This is a genomic window from Alloalcanivorax sp. (assembly GCF_964221125.1).
GTDB lineage: Bacteria > Pseudomonadota > Gammaproteobacteria > Pseudomonadales > Alcanivoracaceae > Alloalcanivorax > Alloalcanivorax venustensis.
This window is the reverse complement of sequence record NZ_CAXPXK010000012.1, coordinates 22,807-35,276: the sequence shown is the minus strand read 5'-3', so window position 1 is coordinate 35,276 and position 12,470 is coordinate 22,807. Positions and strand designations below refer to the sequence as shown.

General features: G+C 64.7%; 12 protein-coding genes. 9 read left to right on the top strand and 3 right to left on the bottom strand.

Annotation, left to right across the window (positions count from 1 at the left end):
* Nucleotides 1–184: 184 nt before the first annotated feature.
* From ACEQZD_RS01540 to ACEQZD_RS01525, 4 genes are all read left to right on the top strand, one after another.
* Entirely contained in the window at nucleotides 185–484 is a 300-nt protein-coding gene (locus ACEQZD_RS01540; RefSeq protein WP_370183545.1) for a hypothetical protein, read from the top strand.
* Nucleotides 485–564: 80 nt separating this feature from the next.
* The gene (locus ACEQZD_RS01535) at nucleotides 565–2,643 is read left to right on the top strand and encodes a TonB-dependent receptor domain-containing protein (protein ID WP_142947363.1); all 2,079 of its coding nucleotides are present in this window, start codon (nucleotides 565–567) and stop codon (nucleotides 2,641–2,643) included.
* A gap of 40 nt (nucleotides 2,644–2,683) precedes the next feature.
* Nucleotides 2,684–3,994 (top strand): hypothetical protein, encoded by a 1,311-nt coding sequence (locus ACEQZD_RS01530; protein ID WP_142947364.1) that lies wholly within the window; start codon nucleotides 2,684–2,686, stop codon nucleotides 3,992–3,994.
* Nucleotides 3,995–4,114: 120 nt separating this feature from the next.
* Nucleotides 4,115–4,645: an outer membrane beta-barrel protein gene (locus tag ACEQZD_RS01525; RefSeq protein WP_142947365.1), complete on the top strand. Its 531-nt coding sequence runs from the start codon at nucleotides 4,115–4,117 to the stop codon at nucleotides 4,643–4,645.
* Nucleotides 4,646–4,740: 95 nt separating this feature from the next.
* Here ACEQZD_RS01525 and folE2 read toward each other — a convergent pair whose 3' ends face one another.
* From folE2 to ACEQZD_RS01510, 3 genes are all read right to left on the bottom strand, one after another.
* Complete coding sequence (gene folE2 / locus ACEQZD_RS01520) at nucleotides 4,741–5,703, bottom strand: GTP cyclohydrolase FolE2 (RefSeq protein ID WP_142947366.1); 963 nt, start codon at nucleotides 5,701–5,703, stop codon at nucleotides 4,741–4,743.
* A gap of 193 nt (nucleotides 5,704–5,896) precedes the next feature.
* A complete protein-coding gene (locus ACEQZD_RS01515; RefSeq protein WP_370203687.1) occupies nucleotides 5,897–6,805 on the bottom strand; it encodes a tetratricopeptide repeat protein in 909 nt (302 codons plus the stop codon).
* A 17-nt stretch (nucleotides 6,806–6,822) separates the two neighbouring features.
* A complete protein-coding gene (locus ACEQZD_RS01510; RefSeq protein ID WP_370183542.1) occupies nucleotides 6,823–8,265 on the bottom strand; it encodes a sodium/proline symporter in 1,443 nt (480 codons plus the stop codon).
* Nucleotides 8,266–8,496: 231 nt separating this feature from the next.
* On the opposite strand from ACEQZD_RS01510, the gene ACEQZD_RS01505 reads away from it, so the two are divergent.
* The 5 genes from ACEQZD_RS01505 to ACEQZD_RS01485 all read left to right on the top strand — a co-directional run bounded on the left by ACEQZD_RS01505 (nucleotide 8,497) and on the right by ACEQZD_RS01485 (nucleotide 12,451).
* Nucleotides 8,497–9,036 (top strand): MarR family winged helix-turn-helix transcriptional regulator, encoded by a 540-nt coding sequence (locus ACEQZD_RS01505; protein ID WP_214013182.1) that lies wholly within the window; start codon nucleotides 8,497–8,499, stop codon nucleotides 9,034–9,036.
* Between the two features lie 5 nt (nucleotides 9,037–9,041).
* Nucleotides 9,042–9,587 (top strand): diaminobutyrate acetyltransferase, encoded by a 546-nt coding sequence (ectA, locus tag ACEQZD_RS01500; RefSeq protein ID WP_370183540.1) that lies wholly within the window; start codon nucleotides 9,042–9,044, stop codon nucleotides 9,585–9,587.
* 37 nt (nucleotides 9,588–9,624) lie between these two features.
* The gene (gene ectB / locus ACEQZD_RS01495; protein ID WP_142947373.1) at nucleotides 9,625–10,929 is read left to right on the top strand and encodes a diaminobutyrate--2-oxoglutarate transaminase; all 1,305 of its coding nucleotides are present in this window, start codon (nucleotides 9,625–9,627) and stop codon (nucleotides 10,927–10,929) included.
* A gap of 76 nt (nucleotides 10,930–11,005) precedes the next feature.
* Nucleotides 11,006–11,404, top strand: coding sequence for an ectoine synthase (locus tag ACEQZD_RS01490; RefSeq protein WP_142947374.1), 399 nt, complete (start codon nucleotides 11,006–11,008; stop codon nucleotides 11,402–11,404).
* A gap of 396 nt (nucleotides 11,405–11,800) precedes the next feature.
* Nucleotides 11,801–12,451 carry a response regulator transcription factor gene (locus ACEQZD_RS01485; protein ID WP_194855600.1) on the top strand — a complete coding sequence of 217 codons (651 nt, stop codon included), beginning with the start codon at nucleotides 11,801–11,803 and terminating at the stop codon, nucleotides 12,449–12,451.
* The last annotated feature ends 19 nt before the right edge of the window (nucleotides 12,452–12,470 follow it).

The window sequence follows — 12,470 nt, the reverse complement described above, 5'->3', positions numbered from 1 at the left end:
AAAGAAATGGACTATGCCGATCCGTGATTGGAAGCCGGCATTGAATCGCTTTATTATCGAATTCGGTGACCGCCTGGACGGCCACCTGTAATGGGATGGGCAGTTACACAGATTTATTTACAGGCTCACCCCTGGCACCCCGGCGGCTTCGACCCGGTGCCCGGCCAGCGTTGCGGGGACGCCCATGAGTGAGCCGCGTCCCCGGGGTCGGTTACTGTTCGTCGCCCTGCTGCTGGTCGCGCAGACGCTGCTCGCCTGGCACGCCCCGGCGCACATCTTCGACGGCCACGACGGCCATTCCGCGATCGTCGCCCACGACTGCGACCTGTGCGTGCAGGGCCACGGCCTGGTGGGCGTGCCCACCCTGTTCACGCCGCCACCGGTGCTTCCCGACACCACCACGCCCGCGGCCGACGTCCGTTGCCCGCGGGCGGTCACCCCGACCCGCAACCATCCGGCGCGCGCGCCACCCCGTTTCTCCTGAATTCCAAGCACTGACTTCCCTTATCGGGACCGTCCCTGGCGCAGCGCCAGGGCGGCCCGTGGTTGTATTCAGGAGACAACATGAAACGCTTTACTCCCCCCATGGCGGCGGCCACCGCGGCCGCCATGGTCTGGTCCGTGGCGCCCGCCGCCGAGCCCGCGTCCACCGACACCGAAGGCCGGCTGGACGCCGTGGAAGTGTCCGCTTTGCCGCTGGGCAGCGACGCCAATCTGACGCCGGCTTCGTTCGACCTGCTTGAAGACCAACTGCTGTTCCAGCAAAGCGAAGCCACCCTGGGCGATACCCTGGACGGCCTGCCCGGCGTGCACGCCGACACCTACGGCGGCGGCTCCGGCCGGCCGGTGATCCGCGGCCAGACCGCGCCGCGTGTCAGCGTGCTGTCCGACGGCGCGCAACTGTTCGACATGTCGACCATCTCGCCCGACCACGCCACCACCGTGGAGCCCATGCTGTCGCGCAAGGTGGAGGTGCTGCGCGGCCCGTCCAGCCTGCTGTATGGCGGCGGCGCCATCGGCGGCGTGGTCAACGTGCTGGACAACAAAATCCCCACGCGCATGCCGAACCGCCCGGTGGAAGGCTTCGTCTCGGCGCGCGGCAACACCGTGGCCAACGAACAGGCCGGCGCCGTGGGGCTGACCGCCCGCGCCGGCGACAATGTGGCGATCCACATCGAGGGCGCCCGCCGCGACGCCGACAACTATGAGGTGAACGGCTTCACCGAGCAGGAGATCGACGGCACCTGGGCGGAAAGCAACAACGCCAGCGTCGGGCTCTCATGGATCGGTGACCGGGGCTATCTGGGCGTCGCCTACTCCTACCGCGGCGACCTCTACGGCCTGCCCGGCCACAGCCACGAGTTCGAGGGCTGCACCAGCAACGGCGCCAGCCTGGATTGCGCGGAAGAAGGCCATGAGCACGAGCACGGCGAAGAGGAAGCGCCGTTCGTGGACCTGGACAGCCGCCGCGTGGACCTGCGCGGTGAATACCGCCGGCCGTTCGACGGCGTGGAAGCGGTGCGCCTGCGCGCCAGCCACACGGATTACCGTCACCACGAGATCGAGGAAGGCGAAATCGGCACCAGCTTCCGGCACCGGGGCGTGGACACCCGCGTGGAGGCGGAGCACGCGCCGATCCTCGGCTGGCGCGGCACGGTGGGCACCCAGTTCACCGACGGCCAGATCGAGACCACCGGCGAAGAGGGGCTGTTGCCGAAAACCGATACCCGGGTGGCGGCCCTGTTCGCGGTGGAGCGCTACCGCTTCAACGACCAGTGGCAGCTGGAGGCCGGGGCCCGCTACGAGCACCAGGACCTGGACCCCGATGACGCTCAGCGCCCGCTGCCTTCGGTGAGCGATTCCGCCACCTCGATCTCCAGCGCGCTGACCTGGGCGTTCCGCCCGGATTACAACGTGTCGCTGTCGGTGGCGCGCTCCCAGCGTTTGCCGCAGACCCAGGAGGTCTACGCGCGCGGCGTGCACCTGGCCACCAACACCTATGAGTGCGGGCTGCTCTCCGACACCTTCACCTGCGGTGGCGCCGCCAACGACGCCGACCTGGAAACGGAGACGTCCCACAACGTGGGCCTAAATCTGCGCAAGGTGCAGGGGGATCTGACCTTCGACCTCGGCGTCTTCCACAACCGGGTCCAGGACTACATCTACGCCCGCACCCTGGATCAGATCGAGGAATTCCGCCTGATCAAGTACAGCCAGGAAGACGTGGAGTTCACCGGCGCGGAAGCCGAAGCCACCTACCAGTGGACCGACCGCTTCTCCACCACCGCCTTCGGCGACATGGTGTACGCGCAATTCGAGGACAACGGCGACGAGCTGCCGCGCATCCCGGCACAGCGGCTGGGCGCGCGCCTGAACACCTACTGGCGCGCCTTCGACGCGGAGCTGGAGTTCTACCGGGTGTTCGCGCAGGACCGCATCGCCGGCTTCGAAACCCGCACGCCGGGCCACGACATGCTCAGTGCCACGGTGAGCTACACCTTCACCGGCAGCCCCCAGTACAGCGCCTTCCTGCGCGCCAGCAATCTGCTCGGCGAGGAAGTGTGGAACCACGCGTCGTTTCTGGCGCGCACGGTACCGGAACCCGGTCGCAACCTGACCGCCGGCGTGCGCCTGACCTTTTGACGCGGAACATCCACAGCAAAAAGACATTGGAGAGAGCACAATGAAACGCTCATTTTCCCCCACCGGCGCCGCCCTGCTGGCCGCGTCGGTATTGCTTGCCGCCTGCAACAACGACACCGGCAGCACCCCGCTGCCCGGCGGCGAGGACGAACACGACCATGACCACGGCGCGGAAAGCGCCGGCCGGCTGGTGTTCACCCACGCCGACGGCTCTAATTCACGGGTCTATGTGCACGACCTGGAGAGCCGCTCCACCCTGGCGGATTTCGCCCTGGTGCATCCCGCCACGGCGGTCCACAGCAGCCCGGAGCACCGCTACGCGGTGATCGTGCAGCGCGACAACGACCAGGTGGAATTCCTGGACGGCGGCGTCTACCGCCACGACGACCATGTCGACGAGGGCGATCCGGCGATGCTGCCGTTTACCCTGTCCGGCGTGCGGCCCACCCACTACCGCAGCCACGGCGAGCAGGCCGCCCTGTTCTTCGACGGCGACAGCGCCAGCGCCGCCCTGAGCCAGTTCCATCTGTTCAGCGATGAGAGCCTTGAAAGCGGCGGCACCCTGGCCCATCAGACCCTGGACACCGCCCATCACGGCATCGCCGAGCCCCTCGACGGTGTGGTGCTGGCCAGCCACGCCGCCGCCAGCGGCGACGCGCCGGACGGCATCAGCGTGTTCGAGCTGCACGGCGACCACTTCCACAATGAAGGCGAGCTGGCCACGGCCTGCCCGGGCCTGCACGGCGGCGCATCCAGCGGCACCTTCTCGGTGTTCGGCTGCGACGACGGCGCGCTGGTGGCCGAACTGCACGGCGACCATTTCGACGACGCCAAGATCCCGGTGGCGGAGCGCCTGGCCACGGTGGCGGGCCATCCCGATGTGGCGGAGTTCGCTGCCTTCTCCTACCCCGGCGGCAATCTCTATGCGCTGGACCCGGAGGCAAGCACCGCCACACAGGTGGACTGGCGCGACGGCGCCGTGGATGGCGCCGGCGACCCGGTCAGCCCGCTGGCCCAGGGCTTCGACGCCCACGGCGAGCACCTGCTGATTCTGGACAGCAACGGCGCTCTGCACGTACTGGAGAGCAGCGACTGGAGCCACCGCGGCAGTATCGCGGTGCTCGCCAGCGTGCCCGCCAGCGGCCCGGCACCGGCGCTGGCGGTGAGCGCCGCCGGCGAGCAGGCGTTCGTCAGTGACCCGGCGGCGCCGGCGATCCACATCATCGACCTGGAAGCTCTGAGCCTGGAAACGGTGCCTCTGGCGTTCGCGCCCACCGGCCTGGCCTGGACCGGCGTCGGTGAAGCGCACGATCACGACGACACCGGGGAAGACCACGACCACGATCACTAACGCCCTCCGCCCCGGCCGTCCGGCCGGGGCTTTGCGCGTCGCCTTGCGCGCTTCTTTTCACTACAATGCGTTCACGGACAGCATCCCTAGAAACCATCCGCAGTAATGATCGGAGTACCCATGAAGCCTTTCCTGTTAGCCGCGAGCCTTGCGCTGCCCCTGACCCTCCTGCCCATTGCCGCCGGCGCCTCCGGCTTCGCGGGTATCGACATTGTCAGCAGCGAAATCGAACCGGACGACGGCGGTAGCGCCGATCCCACCGCGCTGCAGTTCAAGTTCGGTACCTGGATCAACCGCAATGAAACCCTGGGCGGCGAGCTGCGCCTGGGCCTGGGTATTGATGAGGACGACCTGGGCCGTGGCACCGATGTGGAAATCGACCGCTACTACGGCGCCTATTTCCGTGGCCAGTTCCCCAACACCCTGCCGGTGCGCCCCTACGGCCTGATCGGCCTGACCCGCATGGAAACCACCGAGAACTTCCCCGGCGGCGGCTCCACCGGCGAGAACTACTCCGGCCTGTCCATCGGCCTGGGCGCCGACGTGAGCCTGACCGACGTGGTGTTCGTGAGCGTGGAGTACATGCGGGCCGTGGACAGTGGCGGCGACGAAGTCACCAACCTGTCCCTGGGTCTCAACGGCCGCTTCTGAGCGCCGGCGACCCGAAGAGCGACCGCCAGGGACGGCGGTCATAAAAAAAGCCGCGCTGAGCGCGGCTTTTTTTGTAGCGGCCTTACGAGCCCCGGTCAGGGAATCGGCAGGTAGCCGCCCTCCACTTCCTTGGTGGCGATGGCCACCGCGTTGTGGGCGTGCAGGCTCTCCAGGTGATTCACCCGCAGCCAGAAGTCCTGGTAGCAGGGCTGGCCGTCCAGCGCCCGCTTCAGGCGCCGCGCGGAATCCTCGCAGAACATCAGGTTCTGGCCGTTGAGCTTGGCGAATTCCTGCTCGTCGACCCGTTTCACGGCGGTCTGTACCGGCGTTTTCAGCGCGCCCTCGATGGAATCGATCAGGGCGGTGATCGGGAAGGCCTCGTCGCAGTCGGTATCCAGCAATACCCGCACCTGGGCCACGGAGCGCTGGCTGTGCGGCGTCGCCATGATGCCTTCCTCGGTGCCCAGCCACTCGAACACCTTCTCCATGTCCACGGAGCCTTCGCCTTCGAAGTCCTTGCGGAACTGCTCCTGAATCAGCTGCCGGGCCAGCGCCGCGGAGCACGGGCAGGTGGAGGAATAGGGCACTTCCACCGCCAGCTCCATGCGCATGCCGTCCGGGGCCAGGGTCGCCTTGATGGTCACCGGGTAGCTCTTCCAGCCGGAGTAGCTGCTTTTCAGCGCCGGCCGGCGCATCGAGTACTCGAAATCGAACTGCACGAAGCCCCGGTCGCTGAGGCCCTCGTGGGAGTCGAGGAAATTCTGCAACAGCTTGCGGATCGAATAGGCGCTTACCGAATGATCGCCGAAGGTTTCCTCCAGCATCAGGTAAAGCCGGGACATGTGAATGCCCTTGGCGTCCGGGTTGGAAAGGTTCACATAGGCCTGGATGGACGTGCTCACCGGGCGTTCGCCGGCCAGGGTGTCGCTGATGCGGGCCGGCAGATGGATCTCGCTCATGCCCACCCAGTCCAGGGTGCTGTGAATGTGTTCCACCATGGAGTTCGTCGCCACATCGGGCATCGACTTGGTGGTTTCCGAACTGCTATCGCGCTTCATGGAAATCTCCGCTGGGACGGCAAGGGACGGAGCATGACCGCTGGCCGGTGAAGGCTGGGACAATTCTCCAGGCGATGCCGCCCGACCTCTCAGGGGCGCAGAGTGTAGCAGAAACCGCCCGGCAAATAGACAGACCGGAACGACGGGATTGGCGATAAAAGCGACAGCCCGGGCCTATCGGCGGCGGGCCCCGTCACAGGGGCGTTTCATCGTCCTCGGCGCGCCCCACCAGCTCCTGGAAGCGCTCCATTTCACGCAGCGGAACGAACATTTCCTCGGCGCGGGCGTGCTGGCGCAGGGCCTCGGAGATGGCCACCGCCTGGCGCAGGTCGCGCAGGGCGTTCTCGGTCTCGCCCAGGCCGGCCCAGGCGCAGGCGCGCTGGTAGAGGGCGTGGGCGTTGTCCTCGTCCACTTCCAGCACCCGGTCGCACAGGCTCAGCGCCCAGCGCTGCTCGCCCAGCTCCAGGGCGGCGTCGGCCTTCCAGGCCAGCGCCTCCGGGTCGTCCGGGCGCAGCTCCAGAATCCGGTCGTAGAGCTCGATCTTCTCCTTGTAGCTGGTTTCCTTGGTGGCTTTCAGCCACAGGCTGTGGATCTCGTTGGTGCGCTCGATCTCTTCCTGGTTTTCGGTGATGGTGCGCGATTTGCGGCGCAGCTCCTGCTCCAGGTCCGCCAGGCGCGACTCGTACTCCACGGTGAGCCGGGACATCTCCTTCTCGGCGTAGACGCGGATGTTGTCCTTGAGGTCACGGATGGTCGACCAGCCCACCAGCGCCAGAATCGAGGCGGCGCCGGCGATCAGGTAGAAGAAGTAGGTCACCGTGTTGGTGGCGTAGCCCATGGCCTTGTCGGCCACTTCCAGTTCCCGGTCGGTGACGATCCGGTTCATGTCGTTGCGGTACTCCATCATGTCCTGACGGAGGCTGCGCAGCTCACCGAGAATCCAGTTCTCGCGGAACTGGGAAATCACCGGCCCCTTTTCGATCTCGCTCTGCGACTCCACCGGCCCCTCGGCGGGGTCCTCGGCACGGTTCTGCTGCGCGCCCACGGGGCCGCACACCAACAAAAAAAGCAGTAGCCAACGCCGCCACGGCATCACTCGCATCAAGACCCGGTCCTCGATTATTTCGCCGGGCCGGACAATCCGCACACCCGGCCTACGCCGTATACCAGCCAGGCGCTGACCAGCGCCGGCAAAACCTCGAATATGGTCGCATTTAGCCCGGACAGGCGCCAGCCAATTGCCACCGAACTGGCGACAACAATCATCGCGATGGCGAGCGGTTCACGGGGGCGGCCGCCCAGCGCGTACACCACCAGCAACCCGCCGAAGGCGGCGCCCAGCACGCCCCAGGCGAACAACACCAGATTGAAGACGTTCTCCTCGGCGAACAGGGCGATGGTCAGCGATACGCCGACCACCACCAGGGTGGCGATCCGCGCGGTGCCGTAGCCGTGCCAGCGCTTGGGCATCAGATCCCGGGACAGGCAGGCGCTGCAGCTGAGAATCAGCGAATCGACGGTGGAGATGGTGGCGGCGAACAGGCCGGCCAGCACCAGCCCGGTGGCCACCGGGTGCAGCAGCACGTCCGCCATCACCGGCAGCGCCAGCTCGGCGTCCAACTCACCACCGCTCATCACCAGGGACGGGTCCACCGCGCCCTGGTCCATCAGCAGGCGCGCCATCATGCCGACGCCCACCGCCAGGGTGTAGAAGGCCACGAACCACAGGTAATAGTAGGTGCGCGCCCGGCGGATGTTTTTGACGTCGTTGACCGCCATGAAGCGGACCATCACATGGGGCTGGCCGATCACCGCCGCGCCGGCGAAGGTCCAACCGACCAGAAACAGCAAGACGCCGGTGAGACCGCTGGCGGCGGAGTCGGCGGGGAAAAACTGGAAGAAGGTGGGCGACACCTCGTGCAGCCCGGTCCAGGCGGACTGCCAGCCGCCGACGGTGAACACCGCGGTGGTCAGCATCACCGTCATCGCCACGATCATCACCACCGACTGGGCGGCGTCGGTCCACACCGAGGCGCGCAGACCGCCGGAGAAGCCGTAGCAGAGCACCATCACCGCGCCGATGATGGCGCCGGTGCGCAGATCCCAGTCGAACAGCGCCTGCAGCGCCTTACCGCCGGCCTTGAACTGGGCGGCGGCGTAGACCCCCAACAGCAGCACCGCGATCAGCGCCGCCACCACCTTAAGCACCTGAAAATGGCCGCCGCCCCAGCGCGACAGCAGTTCCGGAATGGTCAGGGTGCCGCGTTCCTCGGACACCTCGCGGACTTTACGGGTAACCAGGGTGGCCGCCATCCAGTCGCCCAGAATCCAGCCCACCATCATGGTGAACGCCGGCAGGCCGGTGGCGTAGGTGTAGCCGATCACGCCGATGAACATGAAGCCGGAGTTATTGGTGGCCACCGCGGACAGGCCGATCAGGGAGGGCGGCACGGAGCTGCCGGCGAGCAGATAGTCGGACTGTTCCTTGGAACGAACCAGGACCGAGGAAAAGCCGATAAGCAGAAACAAAAGGAGGAAACCGAGAAAACTGGCAAGCAACATGAAACGCGTCCCTCGGGGCAAAAGCCTCTAATTACTTTGACATCTAAATGTTTTATCTCTAAGCTAGCGTACCACTTATGGCAAGGAATATCTTGGCCATGCGATTGATTCCTGAGCTGATGCCGAGGCAAACATTGCTTTCACATCAAAGTGACGGCGCCACGATTACCCGGTTCTTGAGTCGTGTCGTCAGGCAGTCACATTGATTTGTTATCCAGAGAATTAACCACCATGGCCAAACACGACGAAGTGTTAATCGCCCTGAGACAGATTATTCGGGCCACCGACCTCTACTCCCGCAAGTTGAGCAAGGTGGCCGGGCTCACCGCCCCGCAGCTGCTGATCCTGCAGGCGATAGACGCCCATGGGGAAATGACCATGGGGGACATCGCCACCGAGGTATCCGTCAGCCAGGCCACCGTCACCACCATCCTCGACCGGCTCGAAAAGCGCGGCCTGATCGAGCGGAAAAGGGGTGAACGGGATAAGCGCCGGGTCTATGCTTATTTGACCACCGCCGGACGCGATATCATGGAGCGGGCACCGACGCCCCTGCAGGAGGAATTCATGGACCGATTTTCACGGTTACAGGACTGGGAACAGTCGCAGATTCTCAGCTCCCTGCAGCGGGTAGCCGCGATGATGAACGCCGGTGACATCGACGCCTCGCCGGTGCTTGATCTGGGTGCCATAGACCGCATCCAGCCCGCCGCCGAGGCCCAGCGCCGTCGGCCGCGACCCGACCCTTCTTTCCAAACCGACCAGAAGTGACACCAATGTCTGCAGACGAACCGAAAAAGGCGGATTCATCCTCCGCTGACACAAAAGACGACATCATTTTTCGCAAGCCCGAGAGCCCGGACGGCCCGCGGGTGCACAAGCTGATCGCGGAATGTAAGCCGCTGGATGAAAACTCCGTGTACTGCAATCTGCTGCAGTGCACGCACTTCGCGGACACTTCGGTGGCCGCGGAAATGGATGGCGATCTGGTGGGCTTCATCTCCGGGTACATCCCGCCCAAGCAGCAGAACACGCTGTTCGTGTGGCAGGTGGCGGTGCACGGCAAGGCACGCGGCAAGGGTCTCGCCAAGCGCATGCTGGCGGAACTGATCAAGCGCGACGAAGCGGAAAACGTTCAGTTCATCGAGACCACCATCACCCCGGACAACGAAGCGTCCTGGGGTATGTTCCGCAGCTTCGCCTACGAGCGCCGGATGCCCACCGAAGAGTTCATCCTCTTCGATTCACGCATCCATTTCGCCGGCGAGCACAATGATGAACATTTGCTGCGCATCGGGCCGTTCAACCGCGACGACGCCTAAAACGAATTGAAAGAGACACAGCGAGGTAGAGAGAACCATGGATACGGATATTTTTGACAGCATTGAGTCCGAAGTTCAAAGCTACGCACGCAGCTTCCCGGTGGTGTTCCAGAAAGCCAAGGGCAGCTATCTGTACGACGAAGACGGCCAGGAGTACCTGGATTTTCTGGCCGGCGCGGGCACGCTGAACTACGGCCACAACAATCCGGTTCTGAAAAAAGTCCTGCTCGACTACATCGAGAACGATTCCATCGTGCACGGCCTGGACATGCACACCGTGGCCAAGCGCGACTTTCTGCAAGCGCTGGAAGACTACGTGCTCAAGCCGCGCGACATGGACCACGTGGTCCAGTTCCCCGGCCCCACCGGCACCAACGCGGTGGAAGCGGCACTGAAGATCGCCCGTAACATCAAGGGCCGCGAAAACATCATCAGCTTCACCAACGGCTTCCACGGTGTGACCCTGGGCGCGCTGTCCACCACCGGTAACAGCCACCACCGTGGCGCCGCCGGCGTGACCATGGGCGGCGTCAGCGTGATGCCGTACGACGGCTACCTGGGCGACGCCTTCGACACCACCGAGTACCTGGACAAGGTGCTGCTGGACTCCTCAAGCGGCGTCGACCACCCGGCCGCCGTGATCGTGGAAACCGTACAGGGCGAGGGCGGCATCAACGCGGCCAGCTTCGACTGGCTGCGCAACCTGGAGCGCGTCTGCCGCAAGCACGACATGCTGCTGATCCTGGACGACATCCAGGCCGGCTGCGGTCGTACCGGCACCTTCTTCAGCTTCGACAATGTCGGCATCAAGCCGGACATCATCACCCTGTCCAAGTCGCTGAGCGGCTATGGCCTGCCCCTGGCGGTGGTGCTGCTGAAGCCGGAGCTGGACCAGTGGAAACCCGGTGAGCACAACGGTACCTTCCGCGGCCACAACCTGGCGTTCGCCACCGCCGCCAAGGCTCTGGAGCACTTCTGGAGCGACGACACCTTCGCCAAGGAAGTGCAGAAGAAGGGTGACCTGATCACCGACCGGTTCCGCGATATCGCGTCCGGCTACGACGATCACTGGTTCTACCTGAACGGCCGCGGCATGATGCAGGGCCTGGTCTGCCGTGACGGCGAAATGGCCGAGGAAATCACCAAGGCCGCGTTCAAGCGCAAGCTGGTGATCGAGACCTCCGGCGCCGACGACCAGGTGATCAAGACCCTGTGTCCGCTGACCGTGACCGAAGACGAGATCAACCACGCCATGGACGTGCTCAAGGAAAGCGTCGAAGAAGTCATGAAAGACCGCATCAAGCGCGGCGACGCCAATTCCGTTTCCAGCCTGGCGGGCTGAACCCTTCCCGACTTCCCGGCCGCCCCGCGCGGCCGGGCTTCCCTGTTTTTTTCCATTTTTGTTTTTGGAGGTGTAGATGATCGTTCGCACTCTGGCGGAAGCCGAGAAAACCGACCGTCGCGTGGTCGCGGAAAACGGCAACTGGCAATCCGTTCGCCTGTCCCTGAAAGAGGACGGCATGGGCCATTCCTTCAATATCACCACCATCTTTAAAGGCACCAAGACCCACATCAAATACGCCAACCACTGGGAATCCGTCTACGTGATTTCCGGCAAGGGCAAGATCGAGATGGTGGAAAGCGGCGACGTGCACGAGCTGACGCCAGGCACCATTTACCTGCTCGACCAGCACGACGAGCACTACCTCTATGGTGGCGAGAACGAGGACATGGTGGTGGCGTGCGCCTTCACCCCCCCGCTCAGCGGCAAGGAAGTGCACGACGAGAACGGCGTCTACCCGGCCGATCTTGACTGACAGCGGCACCTGCCAGCCAAGCGAAGAGAACGGAACCCCAGGGTTCCGTTTTTTTTGGCCTGCGCCCCGGGACTCGACAAAAGTCTAATTCCACGGCGCTCCGGAAGCGGGCAAGGTACCGGGCATATCAAGTGCGGGCCAGACCCGCCGACAGCCGGATAACAATAAATCGAACCCCGAACAAACGGCTTGGGAGAGTTTCCGCAGGACCCTGGACGCCCGCGCCAAACCGCACGGGTCGTCCGCTTGACTATCAAGCTGATTCTGATTTTCCACGTCCTTACCTCGGCTGCCAGGCGGCGGCCCCTCTTTTTATTTCTGATTCCTCGCACCGCGGGGCGCGCCGGCGCCGCTTAGACGCTAGTATTGTATCGTCCGGAGATAAAACAGGTCCTAATAATGAGAATACTGATCGCCGACGACCATCCGCTGTTCCGCGCCGCTCTGCGTCAGGCCGTGGAAGTGAGCTTCAAGGACGCCCGTATCCAGGAGGCCGATTCGCTGGCCTCGCTGGAAAAGCTGGGCGACGACCAGGTCCCCTTTGACCTGATTCTGCTGGACCTGCACATGCCGGGGACCCACGGCTTCTCCGGGCTGATCTATCTGCGCGAGCTGTACCGGCGGGTGCCGCTGGTGGTGATCTCCGCCAACGAGGAACTGGAAGTGATCCAGCGGGCGCTGCAGTTCGGCGCCGACGGTTTTATTCCCAAGTCGGCCTCGGTGGAAGCGATGACCCAGGCGGTGCTGAAAGTGATGGAAGGCGAACGCTGGGTGCCGGAGAAGGCACGCCGCCCGCTGCCGCCGGATCTGCCCGACTTCGCCGCCATGCGCGAGCGCATCACCAGCCTGACGCCGCAGCAGTTCCGGGTCATGGGCATGCTCATGGAAGGGCTGCAGAACAAGGTGATCGCCTATCAGCTGGATGTGTCCGAAGCCACCGTCAAAGCCCACATGACCGCCATCTTCCGCAAGCTGGGCGTCCGCAACCGTACCCAGGCGGTGCTGGCCCTGAAGGATCTGGCCATCGAGCCGCCCGGCCTGGCCTGAACCCTGCGCACCTGAAGCG

Bases quoted from the DNA above. Each gene is read 5' to 3' on its own strand.
- ACEQZD_RS01540 (WP_370183545.1), top strand. From the start codon at position 185: ATGAGTGAGCCGCGTCCCCGGGGTCGGTTACTGTTCGTCGCCCTGCTG.
- ACEQZD_RS01535 (WP_142947363.1), top strand. From the start codon at position 565: ATGAAACGCTTTACTCCCCCCATGGCGGCGGCCACCGCGGCCGCCATG.
- ACEQZD_RS01530 (WP_142947364.1), top strand. From the start codon at position 2,684: ATGAAACGCTCATTTTCCCCCACCGGCGCCGCCCTGCTGGCCGCGTCG.
- ACEQZD_RS01525 (WP_142947365.1), top strand. From the start codon at position 4,115: ATGAAGCCTTTCCTGTTAGCCGCGAGCCTTGCGCTGCCCCTGACCCTC.
- folE2 (WP_142947366.1), bottom strand. From the start codon at position 5,703: ATGAAGCGCGATAGCAGTTCGGAAACCACCAAGTCGATGCCCGATGTG.
- ACEQZD_RS01515 (WP_370203687.1), bottom strand. From the start codon at position 6,805: ATGCGAGTGATGCCGTGGCGGCGTTGGCTACTGCTTTTTTTGTTGGTG.
- ACEQZD_RS01510 (WP_370183542.1), bottom strand. From the start codon at position 8,265: ATGTTGCTTGCCAGTTTTCTCGGTTTCCTCCTTTTGTTTCTGCTTATC.
- ACEQZD_RS01505 (WP_214013182.1), top strand. From the start codon at position 8,497: ATGGCCAAACACGACGAAGTGTTAATCGCCCTGAGACAGATTATTCGG.
- ectA (WP_370183540.1), top strand. From the start codon at position 9,042: ATGTCTGCAGACGAACCGAAAAAGGCGGATTCATCCTCCGCTGACACA.
- ectB (WP_142947373.1), top strand. From the start codon at position 9,625: ATGGATACGGATATTTTTGACAGCATTGAGTCCGAAGTTCAAAGCTAC.
- ACEQZD_RS01490 (WP_142947374.1), top strand. From the start codon at position 11,006: ATGATCGTTCGCACTCTGGCGGAAGCCGAGAAAACCGACCGTCGCGTG.